The organism is Sphingomonas limnosediminicola, assembly GCF_039537965.1.
Lineage (GTDB): Bacteria > Pseudomonadota > Alphaproteobacteria > Sphingomonadales > Sphingomonadaceae > Sphingomicrobium > Sphingomicrobium limnosediminicola.
On record NZ_BAABBM010000001.1, the window covers coordinates 2,012,342 to 2,037,268 of the forward strand.

At 62.8% G+C, this 24,927-nt stretch carries 34 protein-coding genes; 19 read left to right on the top strand and 15 right to left on the bottom strand.

What is annotated here, in order from left to right; all coding sequences use genetic code 11:
• Positions 1–13 precede the first annotated feature (13 nt).
• Complete coding sequence (gene rpsU / locus ABD704_RS10165) at positions 14–220, bottom strand: 30S ribosomal protein S21 (RefSeq protein WP_155265546.1); 207 nt, start codon at positions 218–220, stop codon at positions 14–16.
• Between the two features lie 291 nt (positions 221–511).
• Here rpsU and ABD704_RS10170 point away from each other — a divergent pair, with 291 nt between their 5' ends.
• A complete protein-coding gene (locus tag ABD704_RS10170) occupies positions 512–1,183 on the top strand; it encodes a murein L,D-transpeptidase catalytic domain family protein (RefSeq protein ID WP_344699566.1) in 672 nt (223 codons plus the stop codon).
• A 75-nt stretch (positions 1,184–1,258) separates the two neighbouring features.
• On the opposite strand, the gene ABD704_RS10175 is transcribed toward ABD704_RS10170, so the two are convergent.
• Both ABD704_RS10175 and ABD704_RS10180 read right to left on the bottom strand, forming a co-directional pair.
• Positions 1,259–1,444, bottom strand: a complete 186-nt coding sequence (locus ABD704_RS10175) for a PEPxxWA-CTERM sorting domain-containing protein (protein ID WP_344699567.1) — start codon at positions 1,442–1,444, stop codon at positions 1,259–1,261.
• A 25-nt stretch (positions 1,445–1,469) separates the two neighbouring features.
• Positions 1,470–1,808, bottom strand: a complete 339-nt coding sequence (locus tag ABD704_RS10180) for a hypothetical protein (protein WP_344699568.1) — start codon at positions 1,806–1,808, stop codon at positions 1,470–1,472.
• Between the two features lie 187 nt (positions 1,809–1,995).
• Here ABD704_RS10180 and ABD704_RS10185 point away from each other — a divergent pair, with 187 nt between their 5' ends.
• Positions 1,996–2,517 carry a PilZ domain-containing protein gene (locus ABD704_RS10185; protein WP_344699569.1) on the top strand — a complete coding sequence of 174 codons (522 nt, stop codon included), beginning with the start codon at positions 1,996–1,998 and terminating at the stop codon, positions 2,515–2,517.
• On the opposite strand, the gene ABD704_RS10190 is transcribed toward ABD704_RS10185, so the two are convergent.
• The gene (locus ABD704_RS10190; RefSeq protein ID WP_344699570.1) at positions 2,514–3,938 is read right to left on the bottom strand and encodes a L,D-transpeptidase family protein; all 1,425 of its coding nucleotides are present in this window, start codon (positions 3,936–3,938) and stop codon (positions 2,514–2,516) included. The two genes, ABD704_RS10185 and ABD704_RS10190, sit on opposite strands and share 4 nt — an antisense overlap.
• A 168-nt stretch (positions 3,939–4,106) precedes the next feature.
• Between ABD704_RS10190 and ABD704_RS10195 the strand changes: the two genes are divergently transcribed.
• The 3 genes from ABD704_RS10195 (at position 4,107) to ABD704_RS10205 (ending at position 5,104) form a co-directional block, all read left to right on the top strand.
• Positions 4,107–4,412 carry a PilZ domain-containing protein gene (locus tag ABD704_RS10195; RefSeq protein WP_344699571.1) on the top strand — a complete coding sequence of 102 codons (306 nt, stop codon included), beginning with the start codon at positions 4,107–4,109 and terminating at the stop codon, positions 4,410–4,412.
• 25 nt (positions 4,413–4,437) lie between these two features.
• The gene (locus ABD704_RS10200) at positions 4,438–4,746 is read left to right on the top strand and encodes a PilZ domain-containing protein (RefSeq protein WP_344699572.1); all 309 of its coding nucleotides are present in this window, start codon (positions 4,438–4,440) and stop codon (positions 4,744–4,746) included.
• A gap of 115 nt (positions 4,747–4,861) precedes the next feature.
• Positions 4,862–5,104, top strand: coding sequence for a hypothetical protein (locus tag ABD704_RS10205; RefSeq protein ID WP_344699573.1), 243 nt, complete (start codon positions 4,862–4,864; stop codon positions 5,102–5,104).
• Here ABD704_RS10205 and ABD704_RS10210 read toward each other — a convergent pair.
• Positions 5,101–5,991, bottom strand: a complete 891-nt coding sequence (locus ABD704_RS10210; protein ID WP_344699574.1) for a peptidylprolyl isomerase — start codon at positions 5,989–5,991, stop codon at positions 5,101–5,103. The two genes, ABD704_RS10205 and ABD704_RS10210, sit on opposite strands and share 4 nt — an antisense overlap.
• 64 nt (positions 5,992–6,055) lie before the next feature.
• On the opposite strand from ABD704_RS10210, the gene purT reads away from it, so the two are divergent.
• Together purT and ABD704_RS10220 are read left to right on the top strand one after the other, a co-directional pair.
• Positions 6,056–7,228, top strand: a complete 1,173-nt coding sequence (purT, locus tag ABD704_RS10215; RefSeq protein ID WP_344699575.1) for a formate-dependent phosphoribosylglycinamide formyltransferase — start codon at positions 6,056–6,058, stop codon at positions 7,226–7,228.
• Positions 7,229–7,238: 10 nt separating this feature from the next.
• Positions 7,239–7,673, top strand: a complete 435-nt coding sequence (locus ABD704_RS10220; RefSeq protein ID WP_344699576.1) for a hypothetical protein — start codon at positions 7,239–7,241, stop codon at positions 7,671–7,673.
• A gap of 4 nt (positions 7,674–7,677) precedes the next feature.
• Here ABD704_RS10220 and ABD704_RS10225 read toward each other — a convergent pair whose 3' ends face one another.
• Both ABD704_RS10225 and ykgO read right to left on the bottom strand, forming a co-directional pair.
• The gene (locus ABD704_RS10225; protein WP_344699577.1) at positions 7,678–7,953 is read right to left on the bottom strand and encodes a hypothetical protein; all 276 of its coding nucleotides are present in this window, start codon (positions 7,951–7,953) and stop codon (positions 7,678–7,680) included.
• Positions 7,954–8,095: 142 nt separating this feature from the next.
• Positions 8,096–8,221, bottom strand: a complete 126-nt coding sequence (ykgO, locus tag ABD704_RS10230) for a type B 50S ribosomal protein L36 (protein ID WP_006833921.1) — start codon at positions 8,219–8,221, stop codon at positions 8,096–8,098.
• Between the two features lie 140 nt (positions 8,222–8,361).
• Between ykgO and ABD704_RS10235 the strand changes: the two genes are divergently transcribed.
• Positions 8,362–9,393: an ion channel gene (locus tag ABD704_RS10235; RefSeq protein WP_344699578.1), complete on the top strand. Its 1,032-nt coding sequence runs from the start codon at positions 8,362–8,364 to the stop codon at positions 9,391–9,393.
• On the opposite strand, the gene ABD704_RS10240 is transcribed toward ABD704_RS10235, so the two are convergent.
• The 3 genes from ABD704_RS10240 to aqpZ all read right to left on the bottom strand — a co-directional run bounded on the left by ABD704_RS10240 (position 9,390) and on the right by aqpZ (position 11,787).
• Positions 9,390–9,911 carry a retropepsin-like aspartic protease family protein gene (locus ABD704_RS10240; RefSeq protein ID WP_344699579.1) on the bottom strand — a complete coding sequence of 174 codons (522 nt, stop codon included), beginning with the start codon at positions 9,909–9,911 and terminating at the stop codon, positions 9,390–9,392. The two genes, ABD704_RS10235 and ABD704_RS10240, sit on opposite strands and share 4 nt — an antisense overlap.
• A 54-nt stretch (positions 9,912–9,965) precedes the next feature.
• Positions 9,966–10,967 (bottom strand): UDP-glucose 4-epimerase GalE, encoded by a 1,002-nt coding sequence (gene galE, locus ABD704_RS10245; protein WP_344699580.1) that lies wholly within the window; start codon positions 10,965–10,967, stop codon positions 9,966–9,968.
• An 85-nt stretch (positions 10,968–11,052) separates the two neighbouring features.
• Entirely contained in the window at positions 11,053–11,787 is a 735-nt protein-coding gene (gene aqpZ, locus ABD704_RS10250; protein WP_344700534.1) for an aquaporin Z, read from the bottom strand.
• 222 nt (positions 11,788–12,009) lie between these two features.
• On the opposite strand from aqpZ, the gene ABD704_RS10255 reads away from it, so the two are divergent.
• Positions 12,010–12,999 (top strand): sensor histidine kinase, encoded by a 990-nt coding sequence (locus tag ABD704_RS10255; RefSeq protein ID WP_344699581.1) that lies wholly within the window; start codon positions 12,010–12,012, stop codon positions 12,997–12,999.
• A 27-nt stretch (positions 13,000–13,026) separates the two neighbouring features.
• On the opposite strand, the gene ABD704_RS14690 is transcribed toward ABD704_RS10255, so the two are convergent.
• Entirely contained in the window at positions 13,027–13,185 is a 159-nt protein-coding gene (locus ABD704_RS14690; protein WP_425565459.1) for a low affinity iron permease family protein, read from the bottom strand.
• Here ABD704_RS14690 and ABD704_RS10260 point away from each other — a divergent pair.
• The 4 genes from ABD704_RS10260 to ABD704_RS10275 all read left to right on the top strand — a co-directional run bounded on the left by ABD704_RS10260 (position 13,144) and on the right by ABD704_RS10275 (position 16,374).
• On the top strand, positions 13,144–13,272 hold the full coding sequence (locus ABD704_RS10260) for a hypothetical protein (protein ID WP_344699582.1): 129 nt from the start codon (positions 13,144–13,146) through the stop codon (positions 13,270–13,272). The genes ABD704_RS14690 and ABD704_RS10260 overlap by 42 nt on opposite strands.
• A 331-nt stretch (positions 13,273–13,603) precedes the next feature.
• Entirely contained in the window at positions 13,604–14,491 is an 888-nt protein-coding gene (locus ABD704_RS10265; RefSeq protein WP_344699583.1) for a universal stress protein, read from the top strand.
• Between the two features lie 106 nt (positions 14,492–14,597).
• Positions 14,598–14,834, top strand: coding sequence for a hypothetical protein (locus ABD704_RS10270; RefSeq protein WP_344699584.1), 237 nt, complete (start codon positions 14,598–14,600; stop codon positions 14,832–14,834).
• A gap of 442 nt (positions 14,835–15,276) precedes the next feature.
• Complete coding sequence (locus ABD704_RS10275) at positions 15,277–16,374, top strand: AraC family transcriptional regulator (RefSeq protein WP_344699585.1); 1,098 nt, start codon at positions 15,277–15,279, stop codon at positions 16,372–16,374.
• Here the strand turns inward: ABD704_RS10275 and ABD704_RS10280 are convergent.
• A complete protein-coding gene (locus tag ABD704_RS10280; protein ID WP_344699586.1) occupies positions 16,357–17,127 on the bottom strand; it encodes a Crp/Fnr family transcriptional regulator in 771 nt (256 codons plus the stop codon). The two genes, ABD704_RS10275 and ABD704_RS10280, sit on opposite strands and share 18 nt — an antisense overlap.
• A 206-nt stretch (positions 17,128–17,333) precedes the next feature.
• Here ABD704_RS10280 and ABD704_RS10285 point away from each other — a divergent pair, with 206 nt between their 5' ends.
• Both ABD704_RS10285 and gpmA read left to right on the top strand, forming a co-directional pair.
• Positions 17,334–18,497, top strand: coding sequence for a M14 family metallopeptidase (locus tag ABD704_RS10285; protein ID WP_344699587.1), 1,164 nt, complete (start codon positions 17,334–17,336; stop codon positions 18,495–18,497).
• The gene (gene gpmA, locus ABD704_RS10290) at positions 18,497–19,183 is read left to right on the top strand and encodes a 2,3-diphosphoglycerate-dependent phosphoglycerate mutase (RefSeq protein WP_344699588.1); all 687 of its coding nucleotides are present in this window, start codon (positions 18,497–18,499) and stop codon (positions 19,181–19,183) included. Before ABD704_RS10285 ends, gpmA begins: the two co-directional genes overlap by 1 nt.
• Here gpmA and ABD704_RS10295 read toward each other — a convergent pair.
• The gene (locus tag ABD704_RS10295) at positions 19,180–19,758 is read right to left on the bottom strand and encodes a GGDEF domain-containing protein (protein WP_344699589.1); all 579 of its coding nucleotides are present in this window, start codon (positions 19,756–19,758) and stop codon (positions 19,180–19,182) included. The genes gpmA and ABD704_RS10295 overlap by 4 nt on opposite strands.
• A gap of 178 nt (positions 19,759–19,936) precedes the next feature.
• Here ABD704_RS10295 and purE point away from each other — a divergent pair, with 178 nt between their 5' ends.
• Complete coding sequence (gene purE / locus ABD704_RS10300) at positions 19,937–20,419, top strand: 5-(carboxyamino)imidazole ribonucleotide mutase (protein WP_344699590.1); 483 nt, start codon at positions 19,937–19,939, stop codon at positions 20,417–20,419.
• Positions 20,416–21,477: a 5-(carboxyamino)imidazole ribonucleotide synthase gene (locus ABD704_RS10305; protein ID WP_344699591.1), complete on the top strand. Its 1,062-nt coding sequence runs from the start codon at positions 20,416–20,418 to the stop codon at positions 21,475–21,477. Before purE ends, ABD704_RS10305 begins: the two co-directional genes overlap by 4 nt.
• On the opposite strand, the gene ABD704_RS10310 is transcribed toward ABD704_RS10305, so the two are convergent.
• A complete protein-coding gene (locus ABD704_RS10310) occupies positions 21,474–22,331 on the bottom strand; it encodes a class I SAM-dependent methyltransferase (RefSeq protein WP_344699593.1) in 858 nt (285 codons plus the stop codon). The genes ABD704_RS10305 and ABD704_RS10310 overlap by 4 nt on opposite strands.
• A 7-nt stretch (positions 22,332–22,338) precedes the next feature.
• The gene (locus tag ABD704_RS10315) at positions 22,339–22,845 is read right to left on the bottom strand and encodes a hypothetical protein (RefSeq protein ID WP_344699594.1); all 507 of its coding nucleotides are present in this window, start codon (positions 22,843–22,845) and stop codon (positions 22,339–22,341) included.
• A 173-nt stretch (positions 22,846–23,018) separates the two neighbouring features.
• On the opposite strand from ABD704_RS10315, the gene ABD704_RS10320 reads away from it, so the two are divergent.
• Positions 23,019–24,131: a sensor histidine kinase gene (locus tag ABD704_RS10320; protein ID WP_344699595.1), complete on the top strand. Its 1,113-nt coding sequence runs from the start codon at positions 23,019–23,021 to the stop codon at positions 24,129–24,131.
• Positions 24,128–24,925, top strand: coding sequence for a LytR/AlgR family response regulator transcription factor (locus ABD704_RS10325; RefSeq protein WP_344699596.1), 798 nt, complete (start codon positions 24,128–24,130; stop codon positions 24,923–24,925). Before ABD704_RS10320 ends, ABD704_RS10325 begins: the two co-directional genes overlap by 4 nt.
• The last annotated feature ends 2 nt before the right edge of the window (positions 24,926–24,927 follow it).

A 24,927-nucleotide genomic window follows, 5' to 3' on the forward strand; every position in this document is an offset into this window, starting at 1 on the left:
GTTCGTCTAAGGCTTAGCGGGCGCCTTCGCGCTCGGCGCGCTTGCGCTCGAGCTTGCGGGCGCGGCGGATGGCGGCGGCACGTTCTCGCGCGCGCTTTTCCGACGGCTTCTCGTAGTGACGGCGCAGCTTCATCTCGCGGTAGACGCCCTCGCGCTGCAGCTTCTTCTTGAGCGCGCGCAGCGCCTGCTCGACATTATTGTCGCGAACGATGATTTGCATAAATTCCCGTCACTCTCCCTTGGAGCCAAGCCTTCGGCCCTCATAAATTCAGCGAATGGCCTTCTGGCCCAGAATCGCCAGCAATAGTGTAGCGGCCTCCGAGGAATACCGCGGCGGCGCCGGCCCCTTAGCAGCGCCTGCAAATCGGTTCAACCCGCTGCAAATGCGCGAACTCTGCGATGAACCGATGAAGTAGAACGACGGGCCGCGCAACATGAACATATGGGTTATCCACGGTTAACCCATTGAATGGTACAAGCATCGTTCGTTTTTGTGGGCGGAGGGCCTGGGGTGACTTTGAATAGGCGGGAGATGTTGCGGCTTGGCGCCATGGGCGCGGCGGGGGCGTTTCTGTCGTCTTCCGCAAGCTCGAACGCTCTACCATCGCTCGTTCTTCCGGCTCAGCCGCTGCCGCGTACGCCTGATCCGCTGGCGTTTGTTGCTCAGGCTCCTGCCGGCATCGATCCGCAGCTGTTCGCCCGCGCGAAGGCCGCGCTCGACCAGCACAAGATTGCGCCGCGCGATTCGATGGCCATCGTCGATTTCTCGCAGCCGTCAGGCGATCCGCGTTTCCACGTCGTCGATCTCATGAACGGAACGGTTGAATCGCACCGTGTCGCACATGGCCGCGGCTCCGATCCCGATCACAGCGGCTTCGTCGAGCGTTTCTCGAACGACTTCGGCTCTTACGCCTCGTCGAACGGAACCTATGTCACGGGCGATTATTACGACGGCAAGTACGGCCTTTCGATGAAGGTCCGCGGCCTCGACTGGTCGAACTATAACGCTGAACCGCGCGCGATCGTCATCCACAACGCCTGGTATGCCGAGGACGACATGATTCCGATCCACGGCAAGCTTGGTCGCTCGGAAGGGTGCTTCGCGATGTCCCGCAAGAGCCAGTACGAAGTAATGCGCAAGCTCGCGGGCGGCCGCATGATCTACGCGGATAAGCTCGCTTAACGATTGGTTTGAGTTGAAGGCAAAAGCAAAGCCCGGTCGGAAACGGCCGGGCTTTTCTCTATTGCCTGAAGCGAACTACGCCAGCTGAGCGATCGTCTTGCGACTGCGGCGCAGCATGAGGCCAATGGCGCCGAAGCCAAACAGCATCATCATCCAGGTGCCCGGCTCCGGAACCGCGCGAACGATAAAGAAGGCCGCACCACTCCCAAGTCCGGACAGCAGCGTTGACCCGGTGATCGAGTGATCGCCAGCCGTCAGCAAGAACGTCCCGTGGCTGTAGCTGGGGTCAGCCAGGCAGGCAGTAATATCGCCGCCGCAGGCTCCGCCTGAGGTAGGCGCCGACGTTGATCCCAGCGAAAAGCTCGAACTGGTCTACGGAAGCGAATGCGTCGGTGACGACCAATTCCGCAGGATCGACTAGCGTGAAAGTCCGAGGCGCATCTGGCGCGAAGGTCGAGTCGGGATTGGTGCCCGGCACTCCCCCGGTGCCTGCTGTCAGCGCGCTGCCCACTCCCCCGAACAGAAATTCGTACCACGTGCCCGTCAAAATCGGCGATGCTGCAACAGGCGTCGATGCCAACAGACAGCCCGCAGCGACTGCCGCCATTCCAAACTTGCGAAACATTGGATCCCCCTTTTTGCGAGAAGTACGCCAACCCGCCAGAGACCGACTCCAACGACGCCCCCGAAATTAACTTTTCGTTAATCTTCAAGTATTGGCACAGAGTTAAGTTGCCTTCGGTAACCATTCGGCAAGGCGGCGCGCCTAACTTGATATTCTCGCGATCGATGCGGGAGCAGGGAGTGCGAAGATGTCGGATGTGATGTTGTTCCAACGGGCGGCGCCATCCTTCGCGGCGGGCCTCGCGAAGCGCGGGCATCACATTGTCTACCGCGCCAACGAATCGAACCACTGCCCGGGCTGCGGCCGCTCGCAATGGTATATCGGGCGGATCAGCGCCGAGTGCGGCTTCTGTGGCACCGCTGTGCCGCTCGCGGAAACCTATCGCCAGGAAGCTTCGCTGCCCAAGGCGCGTTCGACCAAGCCGGCGCCTTCCGCCGACCTGCGCCGCCACCCCCGAATGTCAGCAAACGGCCGGAAGCTCCAGCTCTTGATCGACGGGTCGCCGACCAAGTTTGCGCTTCACAACATCTCCGAAGGCGGCGCGATGGGCGACAGCGTTACCGAACTGGTGCCCGGCGCGCAGGTGCACGTCCGCTTCGAAGGCGGGATCCTCGTCCCGGCCGAAGTGAAGTGGGCGGAAGACGGCCTCGTCGGGCTGGCGTTCATCAACCCCGTCATCCTCGACCGCTCGAAAGCGCCGCGAAACTAATTACGGGTCGCGACTTCCTTCTTGGGCTTCGCCGGAACACTAGCCTGATCTTCCGGCTTGACCTTGGGCGGCGTGAGGCTCGCTCCACCGTCCTTCATCTGCATCGCTGCCATCGCCTTTGAGTCGCGGCCGTACAGGTCCTTGTAGTCGACGATCTTGCCGTCGATCAGCGCGGCGGCGCTGAAGTAGACGATGTAGACGGGAAGGGGCTTCACGAAGTTCGCCTGCACCGTTTTCTTGCTGTCGAGCGTCGCCTGGATCTTGTCCGGTGTCCACTGGCCGCCGTCGTCGCCAAGCAACTCGGTCGCGAGGTCGAGAATGTGCTGAGTGCGAACGCACCCATGGCTCAGCGCGCGGGTCGAATCATTGAACCGGCTGCGCGCATTGGTGTCGTGAAGGTAGATCGCCTTGGAGTTTGGCATCACGAACTTGACCTGACCGAGCGCATTCGTCGGTCCCGGCGGCTGCTGCCAGTAAAGGACGCGTTTGCCGTCCGGGGCTTTGATCGGGATGAAACCCTTCTTGCCCGCGGCTTCCTTCTCAATGCTCTTGGGCACGTTCCACGCCGGATTGAGGATTACGCCAACAGCCGTCGCATTTAGTTGCGGCGTCGGGGTCGACAGCTTGCCGGCGATGGCGCGCTGCTTCCAGCGGTTGACGCCGTTCTCGACCAACGTCGCGTGGAAGCCGGGGACGTTGACGATGATATACTTCTGCCCAAGGTCGCGGGGCAGCCAGCGCCAGCGGTCCATGTTTAGCCGAATGCGGTTGATCTTTGCCGTGTCGGTGGCCGGCGTCATCTCGAGCGCTGCCTTCAGGGCCGCATATTGCGGGTGCGTCGGCAACAGGCCATCCAGCGTCTGACGCAGATTATGCTGCGCCATCACCGAACGCAGCAACGCATCCTGCTTTGCGGGGTCGATGTCCTTGTCGACGATCCACCAATCGATCCGTGCGGGCTTCCTTACGTGGCCGAGCGCCAGGTCGTTCGAAAGGCGATTGAAGCGGTCGGTGGCGATCGGCGAAACGACTGCCGGATTGCCGCTCTGGATCGCGGACGCGAGGCCGGCGGGATCGTAGTCGGCCGGGTTCAGTCCGTCCTTCCCGACTTGCTGGATGTAAGAGAGGAGGTCTTCCGCACTCACGAGGTCCCACACGACCGGCGGCAGAGGCGGCGGAGGAGGTGGCGGAACGGCCGCGCCGGGCGTCGGCGCATAATCCGGATTGCCGGGCACGGGCGCTTCTTGCGTTCCCCGGCTGGTCGCAGGTGTCGAAGCAGCGGGCTTGGGCGCCACCGGCTTCACCTGAGTCGCGAGACCCGTCTTCACTTGGGCGAAGGCCGGCGACGCAAACGCCGCAACCCCCGCAAGCAACATCAGTGCAGTCGCACCTTTCGCCTTCGGCAGCATCAACCCGTTCATTTTAAACGAAGACTCCCACCCACTGTCGTTTCCCATACACGCGATGCGTAGAACTCGCCAGTCACCTGGCGGCCACACTAGGCACCTTCCTGCCGCCTATTTCCTTTGCAAACCAATCCTTAAGCGAGGCTGGCTAAGCTGGTCTCGCCCAAGGTGGAGGCAAGTGGCGTGGCATCCAGTTTCATTCTCGACGGATCGATGATCCCGCGCTCCGAGAAGCGCACAATCGACGAGCGCACCGAACTGCGCGCGCCGGCGTCGTCGAGCACGGGTGTCCTCGAATTTCGCGGCCGCAAGCACGTCGTCCGACTCATCAACGTGTCGCGATCAGGCGCCATGGTGCTTTTTCCCCACACCCCAAACATCGGTGAACGGCTGGCACTGCAATTGCTTGACCATGGGGTCGTGTCCGCACAGGTGCGCTGGGTTCGCGCGGGCCGCATCGGCCTGTCCTTCGCGTCGCCGCGGGAGTAAAATCGGCGTGGGAATGAATTTCGGAATGATCAGGGCGCGCATCGCCGAGGACGAAACGGATCGGCGCAGCCAGCTGCGGCTCCCGGTCGAACTCGAGGTGAAGATGCGAGAGCTTGGCGCCAATGGTGTCGAAGCCAACGTGCTGAATATTTCCGAGCGCGGCTTCATGGCTGAGTCTGACGCAGCGTTCGAGGTCGGATCGCGCGTTTGGCTGATACTCCCCGGCCGGGACCGCGCCAATGCCGTCGTCAAATGGACGGCCGGCGACAAGCTCGGCGCCGAATTCTCCGAGCCGATCACGCTCGGCGACTATGGAATCCCCGCGCACGGCTGATCCCCGGTCAGGGCCGTTTCATCCCTTTCTTTCAACTGGCCTCCCCAATTGCGGCCACTGCTGTTGCAACCGCTTCGCGCTTTCGCTCGTTGGCGGCGCCGGAAGGAAGGAAATCATGCCGACCATTACCGGTACGAGCGACAATCTCCAGGAGCGGGGATACCATGTCGTTTACCGCGAGCACGAGGTTAACCACTGCCCGGGTTGCGGGCGAACGCATTGGCTCATCGGCCGCGTTTCAGCGGAGTGCGCGTTTTGCACCACGGCGCTTCCGCTGGCGGAAGCAAGCATGCGTTCTCACCACGGTCCCGTGGTCATTCAGCATCGCAACCGCGACGTGGACGCCTGGGCCGCTTAGGCGGTCTTTTTCCGTACTGGGACCTGCACGTTGCAGAGGTCGACGCCGCCCGCGGGCCGGATGTAGAAGTCGTCGTGGCGGTTGGCGCGGATATGCAGGTACTGCGCAAAGCTCGCGCTCCCTGTATCCATATATTCGTAGGAAGGTCGCTCTCCGGGCGCGATCTGGCTCGCCAGGCGCAGCTTGGCGATCGGCATATATTGCGCCTTGTCCTTGTAGAAGCCGAGTGCCTCGGTCCCACGCGGAAGTGAGCTCAGCTTTTCGATCCCGTCGATGACCCGGCCGACGACCGCGATATTGCGGTCCATATGGCGCGTTGCGTTGCCGATGATTGCGTAGAGCTCGCCGCCCGTCCCTGTGTCCGGCGACAGATTTCGGCCTACCCCCACGGTTGCATAGCAGTGTGCAAGCGTCGCCCAGCCCGCCTTCGGGCTATACCCAACCGGCCAGCCATCGGCGAAACCGGCATTTGGCGCATAGGCGTCAGGAGAGCCCAGCGGGGTGATCGCCAGGCCCTTTGTCGGTCGCATATATTCTTCCGGCGGCTTGGGCTGGACGCCCGCCGGCCACGGCTTCTCGCTCTCGTTCTGGCCCAATTGCGCAACGTAATTGTCCTGCACGCGGTAGACGGACGCGTCGTCCCAATAGTTCGCGCGGGCAAGCGCCCGGATGTTTGCCACGTGAACCGGCGCAAAGCGCGGCGCGAGCTGTACGACCACTCTTCCGCCATTGGCGAGATCCATGACGAGCAGGTCGTCGGCCGGGATCGTCTTCCACGCGCTTGCAGGAGACGACGTCACGACGTCGGTAGGCGTCAGCAGCTTCTTCTTCGCCGGGGCAGCGCCGATCAGCAGGGCCGCCGAAGCCAACAAAAGCAGTGAACGCATGTGCATCTCCCCCCTCGAAATAGTCGGTCTAGCCGAGCATTAGCGGCACCGCTATCGCGAGTGCATGTACACCGCCACCTTGATGCTTTTGGGTTCCGGAGAACTTGGCCGAGAATTCGCGATAGCCGCCAAGCGGCTTGGCTGCCGGATGATCGCCTGCGACCGCTACGAAAATGCTCCGGCGATGCAGGTGTCAGACGCGTCTGAGGTCTTCTCCATGCTCGACGGCAAGGCGCTTCGGGCTGCGGTCGAGAAGCACAAGCCGGACGTCATCGTTCCGGAGATCGAGGCGATCGATACGGCCACCCTCGCCGAGCTCGAAAAGGAAGGATGGCGGGTCGCCCCGTCGGCTAAGGCGGTGCAGCTAACCATGAACCGCGACGGCATCCGCGAATTTGCCGCCCGCGAGCTTGGGTTGCTTACATCCAATTACCGCTTCGCCGAAAGCCGCGAGGAAGCGATTGCCGCCTCCCAGGAAGTCGGCGTTCCCTGCATCGTGAAGCCTGTGATGTCGAGTTCGGGCAAGGGCCAGAGCACCGCGAAGAAGCTCGAGGAAGTCGGCCCGGCCTGGGATTACGCGGTCGAGAACATGCGCGGCGATCGGCCGCGCGTCATCGTCGAGGAATTCATCAAGTTCGACAGCGAGATTACGCTTCTCACGGTCGCGACGAAGGACGGCGTCATTTTCTGCGCGCCTATCGGCCATCGCCAGGAGGCCGGCGACTATCGCGAGAGCTGGCAACCCGCCGGCATCCCGCAGGAAGCGCTCCATTCCGCCCGCTTCCAGGCGCGAAAAGTGGTCGATGCGCTCGGCGGCCATGGCATTTTCGGCGTCGAATTTTTCGTTCGCGGAGACCAGGCAATTTTCTCTGAGCTAAGCCCGCGCCCGCACGATACCGGCATGGTCACCCTGATTTCGCAATTTCCGAACCAGTTCGAGCTGCACCTGCGCGCGATTCTCGGCCTGCCGATCCCGTCGATCGAGCTGATCGCTCCCTCCGCGTCGGCCGTTATCCTCGCCACCGAGGAGAGCGAAACCGTTTCCTATGAAGGTCTCGACGACGCGCTGGCGCTCGGCTCACCGCGCCATCCCGTGGATTTGCGCATCTTCGCCAAGCCCAAGACACTCAAGAATCGCCGGATGGGCATCGCGATCGCCCGCAGCGATAATGCGGAAGAGGCGGTCGGCCGTGCCAAGGCTGCAGCCTCGCGGGTCAAAATTCGTTATAAGTCCTGAGGAGAGTCCAATGCGCGGCAAGATCGTGATGGCATTGATGACCGGGCTAGCGCTGGCGAGCTGCGGCGATCAGGGTCAGCAACAGGCAAATCGGACGCAGATCAAGGTTCGCGGGCCGGACCAGGACAAGCTGCACCAGCTCGACGCCTTCAATCTCGCCATCGCGCTCAAGCGGGCAATCTATTCCGCCGGCTATTTCTGCAAACGCGTCAGCGACGCCGGTTACGTCGGTACCTGGCAGAATCTCGACATGTGGATGGCGACCTGCACTGACGGGAAGTCCAAGCGCGACTGGGCTATCTTCACCGGCCCGGACGGTAGCGCGCAGGTTCGCGACTGCAAGGACGTGCCGGGCAGCGGACTGCCGATCTGCAAAATCCAGAAACGGCCGGCGGGCTCATTCGACGAGACCGCGACCAGTCCGGTCGGAAACGCCGCCGACTAAAGGCTTAGCCGGGGTTGCACTGGCGGGTCTCTTTGTACTCGCCGTTCTTCGACATTTCCTTGATGGTCACGCAATTGCCTTGCTTGACCTCTTCCCGCCAGCTGCCGTCGGGGTTGGTTACGCGGTTGCCGCCCTTGGGCACACGCTTGCCGTCTTTGATCTCGTAATTCCAGCCGCGCGGCGTCTGCTGCTGGCTCTGCGCAAGAGCAACCGACGCACAGCCGCCCGCGGCCAACGCCGCGACCGAGCCCAGCACCAGAAATTTCGAAGACTTGCGCATTTCGACCACACTCCTTGCGACCTAAATAGCCTGGAGGAGGTGAACCGAGGGTGAAATTTGTTCACCCCCCGGAACGTCTTCCCGCGGGCCTGGACAGCTATGTCGTGTGACTTTCCCCGAATCGCAACGGGGGGCCGAAGGCTTAGCCCTGGCGCGCCTTGAAGCGACGGTTCGTCTTGTTGATGACGTAGGTGCGCCCACGGCGACGAATCACACGGCAGTCCCGGTGGCGCGACTTAAGCGACTTCAGTGAATTGCGAATCTTCATGGCCGGGCGCCTGCTCGTGTCTCGTGTCTGATTGTCGGAAGGGTTCTTTCGAACCGCGCGCCCACCTAGATAGAGCACTCGCGTAAGTCAAGGAGCAGCCGTTCGCGGCACTAAAGCACACTTACGGCCGTTCAGGCGCGATGGCGCTGGAAATCATCTACTTCCTTCTTGGCCTGACACTCGCCGGACTGACGCTGCGCGACGTGTTCGATACCGTCGTCGTGCCGGGTGGAAGCCGGACCTCGCTGCGCGTCGCGCATCGGCTTGTCGTCCTACTGCTGCCGCTGTGGAAAGCGATGCGCGGCAGGCGCCGCGGTCTCTCCACAACGTTCGCGCCCTTCGTCCTGGTTGCGTGCTTCATTACCTGGATGGGCCTGCTGGCGATCGCCTTCGGCCTGATGAACTATGCGTTGCGCCACGATTTCCAGCCGCCCCTGCGTGGTATTGGCGACGCCGTTTATCTCGCTGGCAGCTCTTTGGTCACTGTCGGCCTCAGCAAGCTAAATCCCGCAGGTAACGCGCGCTGGGTGATTCTCGGCGCCGGCTTCTGCGGTCTTGCCGTGATGACCATGGCAGTCACCTATCTGCTTGAGGTGCAAAGCAGCATCGCCCGGCGCGATACCGGCATCATCAAGCTCAACACATCTGCGGGAGAGCCGCCTTCTGCCATCACCCTGCTCGAGCGATTTGCGGCGATCAATAATCGTCAGGCCATTCGTGAGCTGCTGGAGGAGGGGCGCAACTGGTGCGCCACCGTCCGGCAAAGCCATACCACCCATCCTTCGCTCATCTACTTCCAGTCGGTCGGGACCGGCGCCGGCTGGCCCGCCGCGCTGGGAGCCCTGCTGGATGCCGCATTGTACTTCGAGCTTTGCCTCGACGAGCCGGACCTGTTCGGTCCGGCGGTCCTGCTCAACCAGGACGGCACGAGGATGGCTCGCGAACTGGCGGCAGTCATATCGATCCCCCCGAAGGAGGGCGTGTCCGAAGGCCCAGGACAACTCCGCGAAGCTGCCGAACGGCTCTCGCTTGCTGGCTACCCTGTCCGCGCCGACTGCGATTATGCTGCCATGGCCGCGCGCCGAGCCGAATATCGTGCCTGCGTCGAAGCGCTCGCCGAGCATCTCGGCAAGCCGCCAGCCTCGCTAATTGGTGGACCGGCCGCGGCTTAGCGCAGCGTCATCGTGTCGCCGTGGATCTCTACCGACGCGAACTGTTTGAGGAAGCTCTGCCCGAGCAACGACTGTCCGCCGCTGTTGAGGACTACCGCGTGCATGTTCTCGGCGTTCTTCTGGCCGAGGCTCATCCGGTCGATCGCGACATATTCGCCGTGGACGCTGCCATCGGCGCCTTCGCCGACGACGTCGTTCATGCCGATCGAGGTCGCGATGCCCGCCGAGCGAGCGTCCTCACGCGACAGCGCAATCTCGGTTGCGCCCGTGTCGACCAACATATGCACCGGCGTCCCGTTGATCTGCACGTCGGCGTAGAAATGGCCATTCGGGTCGCGCTGCAGCTGCACGCTGCCGTCCATAGGTGAAGGGGCTTGCTCCTTGGGGGACGCATCGTCGCCCGGCGGATTGCCCACCATGATCTGCTGGGTCGAGGACGAAGACCGGCGCGACGGGACGTGGCTCGCCATGGAGCCAAGGAACCCGATCGCCACAATCATGAAGATCAACTCGCGCATCGTGCCGGGATAAGCCCGGCGCGGTAAAGAATCGTCTAAGCGTGCGCGAAAACCTTAAAGTCCGCGCCGCGCCTTCAATATCCGCTCCCACTCCAGCGCATCGCCGACGATACGGTCGATCTCCTGGTATTGCGGGTGCCATTCAAGCGTTTTGAGAATGCGCTGGTTGGCGGACACGAGCGCCGGCGGGTCGCCTGCGCGGCGGCCTTCCATCACGCGCTTGATCGGCTGGTTGGTCAAACGGTCGACCGCGTCGAGCACTTCGAGCACCGACAGCCCGCGTCCGTAGCCGCAATTGACCGTCAGATTCTCATCGGGATGAGCGATCAGCCATTCCAGCGCCGCGACATGCGCCGCCGCGAGGTCGCTTACGTGGATGTAGTCGCGAATGCAGGTGCCGTCGGGCGTGTCATAGTCGGTGCCATAGACGGAGATATGGTCGCGCAGGCCGACCGCCGTCTCCACCGCGACCTTGATCAGGTGGGTCGATCCCTTGCCTTGCTGCCCGCTACGCCGCTGCGGGTTGGCGCCGGCGACGTTGAAATAGCGGAGCGCGCCATAGTTGAAGTCATAGGCCGCCGACGCATCGGCGAGCATGCGCTCGGTCATCAACTTCGACGCGCCGTAGGGATTGATCGGCTCCTTGGGCGAATCCTCGTCGACCGGGACCGTTTCGGGAGCGCCGTACACTGCCGCAGTCGACGAAAAGAGGATGTGCTTGATGCCCGCTTCGACCGCCGCGCTCAGCAGCGCGTGCGTCGCGATCGTGTTGTTCCAGTGATAAAAGAGCGGCTTCTCGACCGATTCCGGAACGACGATCGATCCCGCGAAATGCATGATCGCTTGGATGCCCTGCTCGGCGAAGATGCGCTTCACCAGCGCCTGGTCGGCGATCGATCCCTCGTAGAATGGGACGTCTTCCGGCACCGCCTCGCGCACGCCGTTCGAAAGATTGTCGATGACCGAAACACTCCAGCCCGCATCCTTCAACGCGAGCATCGCATGACTACCGATATAACCGGCGCCGCCGGTGACGAGTACGGGGACCTTGCTCATGTGGAGGAGCTAGCGGAGGCCGCGGGTCAATGCCAGCAGGCGCGCGCTAACGGCCGCCGTTCGACCCACTGCAGAGGAGGAATGGTCAGCGATGCTGTGCGCCAGCGTCTCCGGCCACGTCAGGGTTTTCTCCGCGAGCGAACAGGATGCGGTGCAGCGCTCCTCCCAGAATTCCGCCCGCGATAGGCGCGGCCCAGAAGAGCCACAGCTGTTGCAAAGCCAGTCCGCCGACAACCAGCGCCGGGCCGGTGCTCCGGGCGGGATTCACAGACGTGTTGGTCACCGGAATGCTGACCAGGTGGATAAGGGTGAGTGCGAGCCCGATGGCAATCGGCGCGAAGCCGGCGGGCGCCCGGCCGTCTGTCGATCCGAGGATGACAATTAGAAACCCCGCGGTGAGTATCACTTCGATCGTGAGCGCTGCGGCGATCGAGTAATGGCCGGGCGAGGCGTCGCCGAAGCCGTTCTGTGCCAATCCACTTTGCGCCAGGTCGAACGACGGCGCGCCGCTCGCGATGAAATAGAGAACATACGCAGCGACAATCGCTCCTGCGACCTGCGCGAGGACGTAAGGAAGGATATCTCGCGCCGGGAAGCGGCCACCGGCCCATAACCCGACCGTTACGGCAGGATTGAAATGCGCCCCGGAAATGTGGCCCACCGCATAGGCCATCGTCAGCACCGTAAGGCCGAAAGCGAGCGCGACGCCGAGCAGCCCGATGCCCACGTCGGGAAACGCAGCGGCCAGGACCGCACTGCCGCACCCTCCAAACACCAGCCAGAAAGTGCCCAAAAGCTCGGCAGTAGCGCGGCGGTGCATCTGCATATGTCGGTTCCTTCAGCAGAGAGTGCGATCGGGCTCGCCAAAAAGGAGGTCCGGCTTCCGTAGCCGCGCGAAAGCGCACAGCCATTAGGGATATCTATGTAGATCGACCCATCAGGCGAACTATCCGCGTCCCCGTCCGATTAGCGGCTTGCGGGCAGTCGCTTAGTGGCACAGGGTCGGTCTCAGCATATCATTCGACAGGGCGCGTGATTGGGCTTGGACAAAACTGCAGCGTGGCACGAGGATCACCTCCGGCTGGCGGTTAAGGCAGCTTGTGTCGCCCTGTGGTCCTGGCACGTCGACGATGATCAGTTCGCGATGGACGAGCGTGGCTTCGAACTCTGGGCCTTGCCATGGTCAGAGCAAGTGACTTTCGAGGAGCTTTCGGCAAACATTCACCCCGCCGACCGGGACAGGGTCCGTGCCGCGTTCAACGCAACGCGCTCGGTTGAGGGCTCCTACGAAATCGATTTCCGGGTTCTCGTTGGAGAGGAAGTCCGCTGGATCTCGGCCCGAGGGCAGGGAGCCGACGCAGGGATTGTCGATGGCGAGATGTTTGGCATCTTCCTCGACGTGACTGGTCGAAAGCAGGCCGAAGAGGGAAGCGAACTACTCGCCGGCGAGATGAGCCATCGCGTCAAGAATCTCTTGTCCATCGCTGGGGGGCTGACGCAGCTCACAGGACGATCCGCCTCTTCCGTGGCGCAGATGACTGGCGAACTGACTGAGCGGCTGACCGCGCTCGGCCGCGCTCACGACATCGTCCGACCGCTACCAGGAGAGCAAGGCAAGGCAGCGCTTCTTGGTGACCTTCTGTCGGTGTTGCTCGCTCCTTACGACGAAACGGCGGCCTTCTCCGGGCGTATCCGCGTCGCCGTTCCACGGATGGGCATCGGGGAGCGGACCGCCTCTGCTTTGGCGATGGTGGTTCACGAGCTGGCCACTAACTCGGTCAAGTACGGCGCGTTGTCCTCTGCCGAGGGGTTCTTGGATCTCTCAAGCCGCACGGACGGAGATAGGATGTGCTTGTTCTGGGCAGAGACTGGAGGACCCGCAATCGTCGGTCATCCAGAGCTGACAGGCTTTGGCAGCCGCCTGATCGCTCGAACCGTGGCGGGTCAGCTCGGTGGCGAACTCACCTATGACTGGCAGGAAACCGGCCTCGTCGTGACAATCGCGATGCGCACGGAGAAGTTGGCCGCCTAAGTTGCCGGCGGTTCTTTGGGCCGGGTTCTATTTCGACTCTTCTTGCGACATTGTGTCGGTCGCTCGGGACTCCGCCAGCCGTCGCTTCAGTGCAGCGAGCTCCTCCCACTCGAGTTCTTCGATCCCCGCGAGGTCTTTACTGGCATGCTCCTCGGACCTGAGCAGCTCATCGAGTTTCGCGTGCATCGCGATATCCCGGTAACGGGCCTCCTCCTCTCGAAGTCGTTGGCGGTTGAGCACCATCTGGGTCAGCGTGATGGCGAGGATCGATAGGGTCGCGACAAGAACATCGGTCGGCAGTCCCGAAGCCTACCAAACGAAGCAGAAAAGGATTACTCCTAGTTGCGTGAGCGGGTGCGCAGCGGCATCGGCCGCCCAAACCGATACACGATGGCCCAAGTCAGAAATGGTCTGTGAGACGCTTCGGCTCATGAACGGCGCATAGCAGAAGCGAGTTCATCAGCGCACCGGATGACAACTTCCCAACCTGGGTCGAAGTTTACCCGTCACCATCGATCCCTCCGCACTACGCAGAATCCCGCATTTCCCTGGGTGTCCCTGCGGCAGATGATCAATCCCGACCAGTCCGGAAGGGAGACCCAAGATGGTCAGTGCAACCGACCTCGTAATGGAACATCGACCGGCAACCTCCTCGGCCCAGCGGCCGACGAACGTCGGCATAAAGTCGATCCTGTTCCACGTTCATGAAGACGACGGGATGGAGCAGCGCTTGCAAACGGCGCTGTCATTGGCACGCGCATGCTCGGCTCACCTGGATCTGGTGCAGATTGTCCCGATCGAGGCCTACTCCATAGTCGACTGCTACGGCGGCACCTTTGTCAGTGGCCAGATCGTCGAAGCGCTGGAAGAGCAGGCGGCGACGACCCGCTCGCGCCTGGAAGAGCGCCTTCGGAACGAAGACGTCAGTTGGTCCTACAGAGACACGACCGCAGCAACGGCTCCCGAGTTACTTCGGGCAGCGGCGCTCTCGGACCTGCTCGTCATCGGCCGGCAACCGAGCTTTCGCGAATTCGGCTCCACTGGCCCGAGCCTCCTAGGCGAACTCGTGTGCAATGCGCGCACTCCGCTGCTGATTCCAGGAGGAAGCAAGGACGCTTTCGATCCGTTCGGTACCGCGGTCGTTGCGTGGAACGGAAGCGTCGAGGCAGCAAACGCCGTTCGAATGTCCCTTGGACTGCTCAGCATGGCGTCCGAAGTTCGGGTCGTGCGCTACAGCGAAGACAAGGACCTCGCGTTTCCGGACACGCGTCTGGTCAAATATCTGGCGCATCACGGTATCGCGGCGCCTCTTGATGAGAAAGGCGCGACCCGCGAGATCGCCTCCGACCTCGTCAGTTATGCAGGCGCAAACAACGCCGCCTATCTGGTGATTGGCGGCTACAGCCGCAGCCGTGTCGGGGAATTCTTGTTCGGCGGAGTGACACGCGACCTCCTGGGCGCCTGCTCCGAGAACCTGGTGATGGCCCACTGAAACACTTCCTGCGTGAGGAGAGAGAATGATGCGGCATCTTAGCCTTGTGCGAAGCTCGTTCGCCGTCGGCACCGTCACCGCGCTTTTCCACCTCATCTGAGCTGTGATGGTCGCGTTCGGCGTAGCCAAGCCGTTCATGGACTTCGTGCTCAACCTGCACTTCGTCGAGTTGCAGCATGAACTGATGCCTTACTCCTTGATGACGGCAGGAGCGCTGGTCGTCTTGACCTTCGTGTTGGGCGCCATGTTCGGGCTGATGTTTGCGATCGTCTGGAATTGGCTGGGAAGCGGTACGCAGATCGACGAGCTGCCCGCTCGCAAGGGACTTCTGCGGAGCGACTGAAGCGGAAACTCGCCTGTCAGAAGATGATCACGCCTTTCGGAATGATGAGAAGCGCTGTCAGCACGAAGCTGGTGCATGAGAGCGCCCAGGGGCGTGCAGCAAGTTTGTCCAATAGCCTCGACACCGTCATCCTTCGCTCTCCGTTTTGATCGCTAACTTTGTTGGTCAGGGAGAGGGTTTGCAAACGTCGTGCCAATAATGAATGGGCAATGATCTCAGTCAGATACGTCTGGCCAACACCATCTGCGTTTGGCCTTATCGACCAAAGAATGGTGAAAGCCGCCGCGCCCCGGGGCTAGCTGTTGCACGACTGCCTATCGAATACGGAGAAACGGTTCGAACAAGCGGGCGGCGACGTTCTGCGGACTTCTCCCGATAGGCTGCACGGCGGAGGCGCGTAGCCTATTCTCTTTGACTACCTTTTTTATACGGGAGACTGGGATTGCTCCTGCAAGCCCGTGCGGTAACGCTGACGAATTACGACGAGGTCGCGCGTTTCGTTGGCCTGGATCCTTCCGCAATGATCCGGGGCGCCGGGCTTCGGCCAGGCGACCTCCGAAACCCCGAGAATTGGTTGCCGGCTGCGAAAGTGATCGCGCTGCTCGATCAGTCGGCAGAAAAATCGGGCCGCGACGATTTCGGAATCCTGCTTGGCAAGTGCCGGACCTTCACCAGTTTAGGGCCGGTTTCGCTTCTGCTTAAGCACGAAGCGACCATCGGTCAGATCATTCTTGCCGCGGAGCAATATAGCTACCTGCTCAATGACCTGCTGCATTTAAGCGTCCAAGATGACGGGCGGTCAGCGATCGTCGAGTGGAATTTGGTCCCCGGGCTCCGCAGCCGGCCTGCGTCGACGCTCACTGCTGCAATAGCTTACAAAGCGATTTCGGAAGCGCTTGAATTCAGTTGGGATCCTGACTGCATGCATTTTCGAGACGGCACCCCCGAAAATCTGGCAACGTTCAAGCGCTTCTTCCGCTGTCGCCTCGAATTCGAAAGTGCTTTCGACGGCATGTCGTGTTCATCGGTTAACCTTCGCACGCCCAACCCGTTCGCCGATCCAAAGCTGGCTGCGTACGCTCGCGAACTACTCGATCTTCTGCCCGGCAATCTGAAGGGTCAGGCCACGGCCAAGACCAACAGCGCGATCCTTCTGATGCTCGACGAGGGAGACGTTTCGCTGGACCGTGCAGCTGAATGTCTCGGTCTGACGGCGCGGAGCCTGCAGCGCCGGCTGAAAGCTGAAGGCACATCATTCAATCAATTGTGCCGGAGTGCGCGGCGAGAACTCGCGATGCGCTACCTCGCTAACTCTACACTATCGGTGACGGCAGTTGCCGAGCTGCTCGGCTATTCACAGCTTGCGACCTTTGGCAGCTGGTTCCTCGAGGAATTTGGACTGACCCCTACGCAATACCGGCGCAACGCCCAGATCCTCGCTCGCTCCCGGTCGTCGCCGATCAGAACCCCGAAGGACGGCAAAGGACGCCAGCGCGCGCCTCCGAGATCGCCAGAGGTGCGACTAGTCCGCGAGATATGAACCGCTGAAACCGCCAATTTCCCTGAGCCGTCGCGGCTCGTGGATCGACAAATAATGCTGCTCCAAGCTGAGGATACCTTTGTCGCGCAATCCCTGGAGCAGGCGGTTCACGTAGATTGGAGTCATCCCCGTTGCGTCAGCAAGTTGGCTTTGCGTCAGGGGAAAATCGAACTCGTCGCCATCTGCCAGGCCAACTTGTCGCAAACGCTGATGGAGTTCGCACAACAGATGGGCGAGATGCTGGCGCTTGTCCCGCCGGCCCGTGCACGTCAGCCATTCGCGCAAAATGGATTGCTCACTGAGTGCAAGGCGGATCAAGGCTAGTCCGAGCTTCGGCTGGCGCTCGATTACGCCCAGGAGCGCCTTACGGTCTAAAAGAGCGACGCGGCCGCTGGTAATCGCGACGGCTCTCATCGACGTGCCGCCGGTGAGGCGTGACAGATCGCAAAAATCCCCCGGCAGGATGATGTCCGTGATTTGCTGAGAGCCGTCTTCAAGAATGTTGGTCCGAGCCGCCCAGCCTTCGATCAGGATGTGCAGGGACTGGCCGTCAGCATGGTCGACGATAGTCTGCCCACGCCGAAAGATCTGGGTGCGTTGATATGCTTCCGCCAACTCCGATCGCTCGATCAGTCCCAGGCTATTGCGGCCCAGTCTCTTCTGAAGCAATTCGACCCATTCAGCCTCTCGACTGCCATTGAGGGTCGCCGATAATATTCGGTCACCCCTCGGGTAACCGTTGATCTTGTCCATTCTGAGCACCTTCGGTTCGCCGGCTCAGCCTCCCTTGGGCGAGCACGTGCAGTTGCGCGCTTCCTAGCAGCTGCGCGTCGCCCGCATTCGTCCTTTCACGTCAGCAGTTCAGGGAATCGCGTCGCGGTGCGCTGCCCCCCGGTTTGCCCAATCGGCGGCAGCGCACTATCAGCCGCGCAAACTTCACCAGTTCCGAGTAACAGGGCATGACACTCAACATTTCCAGCTCGTTCGACGCGGGCAATATCAGCGTCGTCAGGCAGGACGGCGACAGCGTCGACCTGGAGATCGTCAAGGATCACCTCAGCGATTTCTACCAATGGTTCTACTTCCGCGTATCCGGCGCGGCGGGGCGTGAGGTCACGCTGCGCATCACCAATTGCGCCGGCTCGGCCTATCCGAATGGCTGGCCCGACTACAAAGGCGTGATGAGCCTCGATCGCGAGGAGTGGGTTCGGATCACTGAAACGAGCTACGCAAATGGCGTCCTGACTATGAAGCTGACGCCGCCGCAGGACGTAGTCTGGATCGCCTATTTCGCGCCTTACTCAATGGAACGTCACCACGACCTCGTCAGCCAGACGGCCGGCATCCCGGGCGTCGAATATCGTTCGCTCGGCAAGAGCCTCGACGGGCAGGACATCGACTGCCTGACGATCGGCAATGGGCCGCTCACCGTCTGGCTTTACGCCCGCCAGCACCCGGGCGAATCCATGGCCGAATGGTGGATGGAAGGCGCGCTCGAAAAGCTGACTGACGAGGACGATCCGGTCGCGCGCGTGCTCCGCAAGGAATGCACGTTCAACGTGGTTCCGAACATGAACCCGGACGGGTCGCGTCGCGGCCACCTACGCACCAATGCCGCCGGCGTGAACCTGAATCGCGAGTGGCACGCGCCCTCGGTTGAGAAAAGCCCCGAAGTTCTGTGCGTCCGCAACGCGATGGACGAAACCGGCGTCGACTTCGCGATGGACGTCCACGGCGACGAGGCGATCCCCGCCAACTTCCTCGCCGGATTCGAAGGCATACCGTCGCTGACGAACCGCCAGCTGCAGCTGTTCGGCAAGTTCGGGGAAACGCTCGAGCGCCTGTCGCCTGATTTCCAGCGCAGCCAGGGCTATGAGATCCCGGCGCCGGGGCAGGCCAACATGTCGATGTCCACGACCCAGCTGGCCGAGCGCTACGGCTGCGTGTCGATGACGCTGGAAATGCCATTCAAGGACAATTTCGACCTTCCCGACGAAGTCTATGGCTGGTCGCCGCAGCGGTCGAAATATTTGGCCTACGCCTGCCTCGACGCGCTCCACGCGATCCTGCCCGAGCTGACGAAGGGCGCGAAGCAGGACACTCGCGAGAAGGTCACCGCCTAATGCCGACGCTGGTGCTGCTGCGGCACGGCCAGTCGCAGTGGAATCTCGAAAACCGATTCACCGGCTGGTGGGACGTCGACCTCAGCCAGACCGGCGTCACCGAGGCGCGCATGGCAGGCTCACTGATGCGCGAGAAGGGCCTCGACTTCGACTGCTGCTTCACGAGTGTTTTGACGCGCGCGATCCGCACGCTTCACCTCGCGCTGCACGAGATGGATCGCCTTTGGCTTCCCGTCGCCAAGAACTGGCACCTCAACGAGCGCCACTACGGTGGACTGACCGGCCTCAATAAGCAGGAAATGATCGACAAGGTCGGGGCCGAGCAGGTGAAGGTCTGGCGCCGCTCCTACGACATTCCGCCGCCGCCGCTCGAGCTCGGCAGCGAGTATGACGTCTCGAACGACCGTCGCTATGCCGGCATCGACGCTCCGCTGACCGAGAGCCTCAAGGACACCATCGCCCGCGCCGTGCCTTATTACGAGCAGGAGATCGCGCCCGCGTTGACCGCCGGCAAGCGGGTGCTCGTGGCTGCGCACGGCAATTCGCTGCGCGGCATCATCAAATATCTGTCGAACATCAGCGACGACGAGATCGTCGGCCTCGAAATCCCGACCGGCAAGCCGATCGTCTACGATCTGCGCGACGATTTGAGCGTCGAGCGCCGCTACTACCTCGACGAAGCTTAGGCCGCCGCTTTCCGGCGGTACATTTCCTCGTCGGCGCGGGACATGACCAACTCGGCCGTGTCGGTCGCTTCGATCATGCCGACGCCGATCGCCACGCTCATCGGCAGCGAGAAGCCCTCGTGGATGACCTCGCACGCCGCGATCTGGTCGATCAGGCGCGCGGCGGTCTCGTGCGCGCTCTGCTCCTCGGCGCATTCGAGCAGGATGCCGAATTCGTCGCCGCCGATACGCGCGACCACGTCGCTTTTGCGAACGCCGGAGGCGAGCAGGTCCGCGACCTGGATCAGCGCCTGGTCGCCCGCCCGGTGACCGAACGTATCGTTGATGACCTTGAGGCCGTCGACGTCAACATAAAGCATTGCTGCCGTGGCGCCGTAGCGGCTGACGCGGGCTATCAGCCGCTCCAGTTCGCGCAGGAACCCGCGCCGATTCGGAAGGTCGATCAGGCTGTCCTGATGCGCCAGGCGATCGAGTTGCTCGACTCGCTCCTGCAGCTGCGCCACTTGACCGCGCAGACGGCTGATCTCATCGACTAACCGCTGCACATCCGCGTCATCACTTACCTGGTCAGACATTGCCCCCAGCCTGCCCCGTTGTGATGATGGTCATAGCGCGATTCCAAAGCCTTGAAAATGCAGCACCTTCAAGGGCCCGTTTGGACGAAAAGCCGGCACGGGCCTGATAGCCGCGTTGCCTAGCCCGATTCGCCCCCCTAAACGAGCCTCCACTCTTCCATTGTTTCAAGGCGGGACGATGACGGCTGGGCCTGTCGGGATCATCATGGGAAGCAGCTCCGACTGGGAAACCATGCGGCATGCGTCCGACACCCTGAACGCGCTCGGAATAAAGCATGAAAAGAAGGTCGTTTCGGCTCACCGGACGCCTCAGCGGCTTTACGATTATGCCTCCTCGGCGAAGGAGCGGGGCCTGAAGGTGATCATCGCCGGTGCGGGTGGCGCCGCGCATCTACCTGGAATGGCGGCGTCGATGACCTCGCTGCCGGTGCTTGGCGTCCCGATCGAAAGCCAGGCGCTGAAGGGCATGGATAGCTTGCTGTCGATCGTTCAGATGCCCGCCGGCGTACCGGTCGGAACCCTAGCCATCGGCAAGGCGGGCGCCATCAATGCCGCGCTGCTCGCCGCGGCCATCCTCGCGACGAGCGACGACGCGCTTGCGGCGAAGCTGGAGGCGTGGCGGGAACAGCAAACGGGATCGGTCGTCGAAGCACCTGAATGACGATTCCTCCGGGCAGCACGATCGGCATCATCGGCGGCGGTCAGCTCGGCCGCATGCTCAGCGTCGCGGCCGCCCAGCTCGGCTACAAATGCCACATTTTCGACCCGCATGACGCGCCCTGTGCGACCGACGTCGCGGCGCACTTCACCCGCGCCGCCTTCAACGACCGGGAGGCGATTGAGCGCTTCGGGCAGAGCGTCGACGTCGTCACCTACGAATTCGAAAACCTCGCCGTGGAGCCGTTGCAAGGCCTCGGCGACAAGCTGCGGCCCGGAGCCAAGTCGCTTGCTGTGGCGCAGGACCGCGGATCCGAAAAGAGCTTCATCGAGAAGTGTGGGGGGCGCGTCGCGTCGTGGCGCGAGGTCTTGTCACTAGAAGAAGTCCACGCGGCGGTTGGTGAGCTCGGCTTGCCGATTGTCCTCAAGACCCGCCGTTACGGATATGACGGCAAGGGGCAGGCATGGATCCGTGCGGTCGACGAAGCCGAAGAAGCCTGGAAATCGATCAGCGAAGAGCCCGCGGTGGCCGAATCCGGCGTCGATTTCGCGGCCGAATTCTCCGTCATCATCGCCCGCTGGCAAGATGGGCGATACGCGTTCTGGGATTCGGCGGAGAACGAGCATCGCGACGGTATTCTGCGCCGTTCCACCGTCCCAAGCAGCGAAACGGTCGCGCTCCAAATTGCCGAGGCGCGCGAGGCTGCGCTGCAGATCGCCGAAGCGCTTGGCCACATCGGCGTGCTCACGGTGGAATTCTTCGCCAGCGAAAACGGACCGGTGGTCAACGAGATCGCTCCGCGCGTTCACAACAGCGGCCATTGGACGATCGAAGGTGCGATCACCTCACAATTCGAGCAGCATATCCGCGCGATCTGCGACCTTCCGCCAGGCGCGACGGATCTCTCCGGCAGCGGCGCAGTAATGGACAACCTTATCGGCGGCGACCTCGACCGCTGGCCGCAACTGGTCGCGGAAGAAGGCGCGCACGTCCATATCTACGGCAAGGGCGAAGCGCGACCCGGCCGAAAGATGGGCCACGTCACCCTCGTCCGCCGCTAAACGCGCACCCCTTCGATCCTCCACGCCAGTACTTCGCCCGCAGCGAGCAGCAATTCCGGCTGCGCAAGCCTGAATTGCTCGCGCAGCGGCTCCAGCCAATCGTCAATCGCCGCCGGAGCAACGCAACTTCCCTCGAGCGCCGCCGACAGCGTCCTGTCAGGCGCGAGTGCATCCATCACCGCGCTCCATATCTGACGGCGCTGGTCGTCCGTCCCCATTGAACGGGACGCCAGGCAATTGGCCGCGAACATGACGGTCTGGTCGTCCGGGAAGCTATCGCGAATACGGACCAGGCACGGAATGTTGCGGGCCAGGAACGCACGCTGGGCTCGCGCGCTGCCAAGCTCGTCCAGCGCTTCGCCATGCGCTCGCTCGCGGCGGACGATGACGCTCGCCGAATGGTGCACGACTAACGACATGCGCGCGCCGGGGCGAAGAACGCGGGCGAGTTCCTTCGTGGCGATCGGGACGTTGCTGTATTCGAAGCCGAACTGGCTGATCGCCGCGTCCAGGCTCGCGTCCGCGCGCGGGAGCTCTTCGGCACGCGTTTCGCCCCAAATCTCGATCTGGGGATGCGGCGATCCTTGCACGCGCGCGGTGTCGATCCCCACCACCCGAATATCGCCGCGGGCGCTGGCTAGGCTGCGCGCCGCGGCACCTTTGCCGCAGCCGATGTCCAGGACCGTCGCGGCAAGGGGAAGCTTGGCCGCAAAAGCCTGCCAATGATTGCTGAGGGCTTGCCGGACGGCGGGAGACGCACCCTGCAGGCAGCGCGAATCCGGACTTTGCTCGTCCCAGAATGCCGTCCAGGCGTCGGCGTGGTCGCCCTTCCTGATGCTGGCGAAACTTCCCATTGGCTGTTCAGGCGCGGCGGAGAGACGCGGTACGCGGCTCGTCGGGGATCGCGCCCAGCCACCGGCCGGCAAGCGCGATGACCAGCCCGACGCCGACCATATGCACGATCAGTTCCGTCCAGCGCACCGTCCGTAGGTCGCCGGGGAAATTCGACGCGGGAACGACGATCCAGCGCATCGCGAAGTAGATGGCGGCGCCGTACAGCAGGCCCGCGACGACAAGGTTCTGCCGCACCTGTCGGAGGGACCGCGCGGCTGCGATGAACAGCACCGCCATCACGATCGTCATGGCGAAATGGAGCAATGCTCCAAGCACGGCCGTCGCTGTCCCGCCCTCGAAGGCTGCGCGATCGAACAGGCCGCTGGCGACCGACTGAAGCACCCTTGCTGCGCTGACGCCCTTCGCCGCGCTTGCGACGATGGCGTAGGTGATGTCGATCGCGCCCGCCACGACTCCCCCAATGAGGGCAGCCCGGATCACGCGGGGGCCCGTTGATCCGGCAATGTTTCGCATCGGCTGCCCTCCTTGGGAGGCGGCCAGTGTCCAACTGAGAGGAGCGCGGATGAACCGGCTTGCTGTCGGGCTGCAAATGCTCGCAGCTAAACGTTCCTGATGTCGCCGAACGTCGGTTCTTAGCAGCCGAATGGCAATCGACAGCGGCTCGGCGGCAGCGCAAATTGCGGCGCATGAAAAGCCTGGCTGTCGATCCTGCTGTTCACGTGGCCGACAAGTTCGCGCTCGACGATAGCGCGCGTGGTCTCAGGACGCGGCGCACACGTGCCTTGCTGTGGCTGACGCTGATCTTCTGGGGCTCGAATCTTGTTCTACTGACGCTCGGCACCGCATTGTCCCGCAACCCGCATTTGCTCGAGCTAACGGGAATGCGGGTCGTCGCGACCGTCGCCGGCCTCGGTCTGTGCTTCCTTATCCACCTGCTGTTGCGGCGTCCCGGCCTGTCGACGACGCGCAAGCGGCTGATCGCCCTTGTCATCGTCGCGCCAATCGCCGCGGAAACGTTCGCCTGGACCAGCTTTTTCGCCGAAGCGTCCGTGGAGCCGGCCCTGCGAAGCGTTCAGATCACCGGCAGCGCAGTCATCCGCACCATCTCCTTCTGGACCTGGTTCTTCCTCGCCTGGTCTGGTCTCTACCTCGCCGTGACCTACAGCTTCGACCTTCGCGAGGAGCAGCAGCGATCCGCCGACCTTCGCGAGCGCGAGCATGTCGCGCAGCTCCGCGCGCTGCACAGCCAGATCAACCCGCACTTCCTATTCAACAGCCTGAACTCGGTGTCCGCGCTGATCCTCGACCGCAAGGTCGAACAGGCCGAGGAAATGGTCGGAAAGCTTGCGCGCTTCCTGCGCCTCGGCCTCGCCGCCGATCCCACCGAGAAGATCGCGCTCGCCGCGGAGATCGGGCTGCAGCGCGCCTATCTGGAGATCGAGCAACTCCGATACTCGGACCTCCGCATCGATATCAGTGTGCCGGATGCACTCGAGGGCGCGCGCGTCCCCGCGCTGATACTGCAGCCAATCGTCGAGAACGCGGTGAAATATGGCGTCGCCGGAGCACCGCCGCCGGCGACCATCGCGATCGACGCTAGCGCTGAAGGCTCACAGTTAATCCTGAAGGTGCGCGACAGCGGCAAGGGCGGCGGCAAGACCGGCACGGGGATTGGCCTCGCCAACATTCGCCAACGTCTCCAGCTCATCTACGGCGCGGAGAACGCGGATCTGCACGCTGGTCCCGTCGCAGACAGCGGTTTCGAGGTCGCGCTTACCCTGCCGCTGGAGCTTGCGTGAGCCCGCTGCGCGTTCTCAGCGTCGACGACGAGACTCTCGCGCTTCGCCGGCTCAGCCTCTTGCTGCGCGCCATCCCCAACATCGACCATGTCGGCGAAGCTGGCGGCTGTGCCGAGGCGCTTACAAAGATCGATCTGCTCAGCCCCGACGTCGTCCTGCTCGACGTGAAGATGCGCGACGGCAACGGGTTCGAGGTGGTCGAGGCGATCAGCCGCCGCGCCAATCCGCCGGCCGTCATCTTCGTCACCGCCTTCGAGAATTTCGCGGTCCGCGCCTTCGACAGCGCGATCGCCGACTATTTGCTGAAACCCGTCGAGCGCGCGCGCCTGTCGCAAGCGCTCGCCCGCGCCGGGCAGCAACTCCGCGCCACCGATGCCGAACAGCGCGTCGCCGAGCTTCAGGAGATCATCCGCAACCTCCGCTCCGGCGCGGAGAGCGGCGACAGTCCCTTCGACACCGAATTCTGGCTCAAGAGCTCGGCAGGCATCGTTCGCGTACCGGTCGACGCCATCGATTTCGTAAGCAGCGAAGACGATTATGTCGCGATCCATACGGCGACTGGATCGCACCTCATGCGCGGATCGATCCGCCGGTTCGAGGATCGCATCGAGCCCGACCTTTTCGTCCGCATCCATCGCCGCTGGCTCGTCCGCAAGTCAGCCATCGCCGAGGTGCGCAAGGCGAAGCTCGGCAGCGCCGAGGTCGTGCTTCGCAACGGCAAGCGACTCCCTGCCGGCCGCGTCTACGTAAAGCAGCTGCGCCAGCTGATCGAAGGCAGCGCCGCCCGCAACTGATC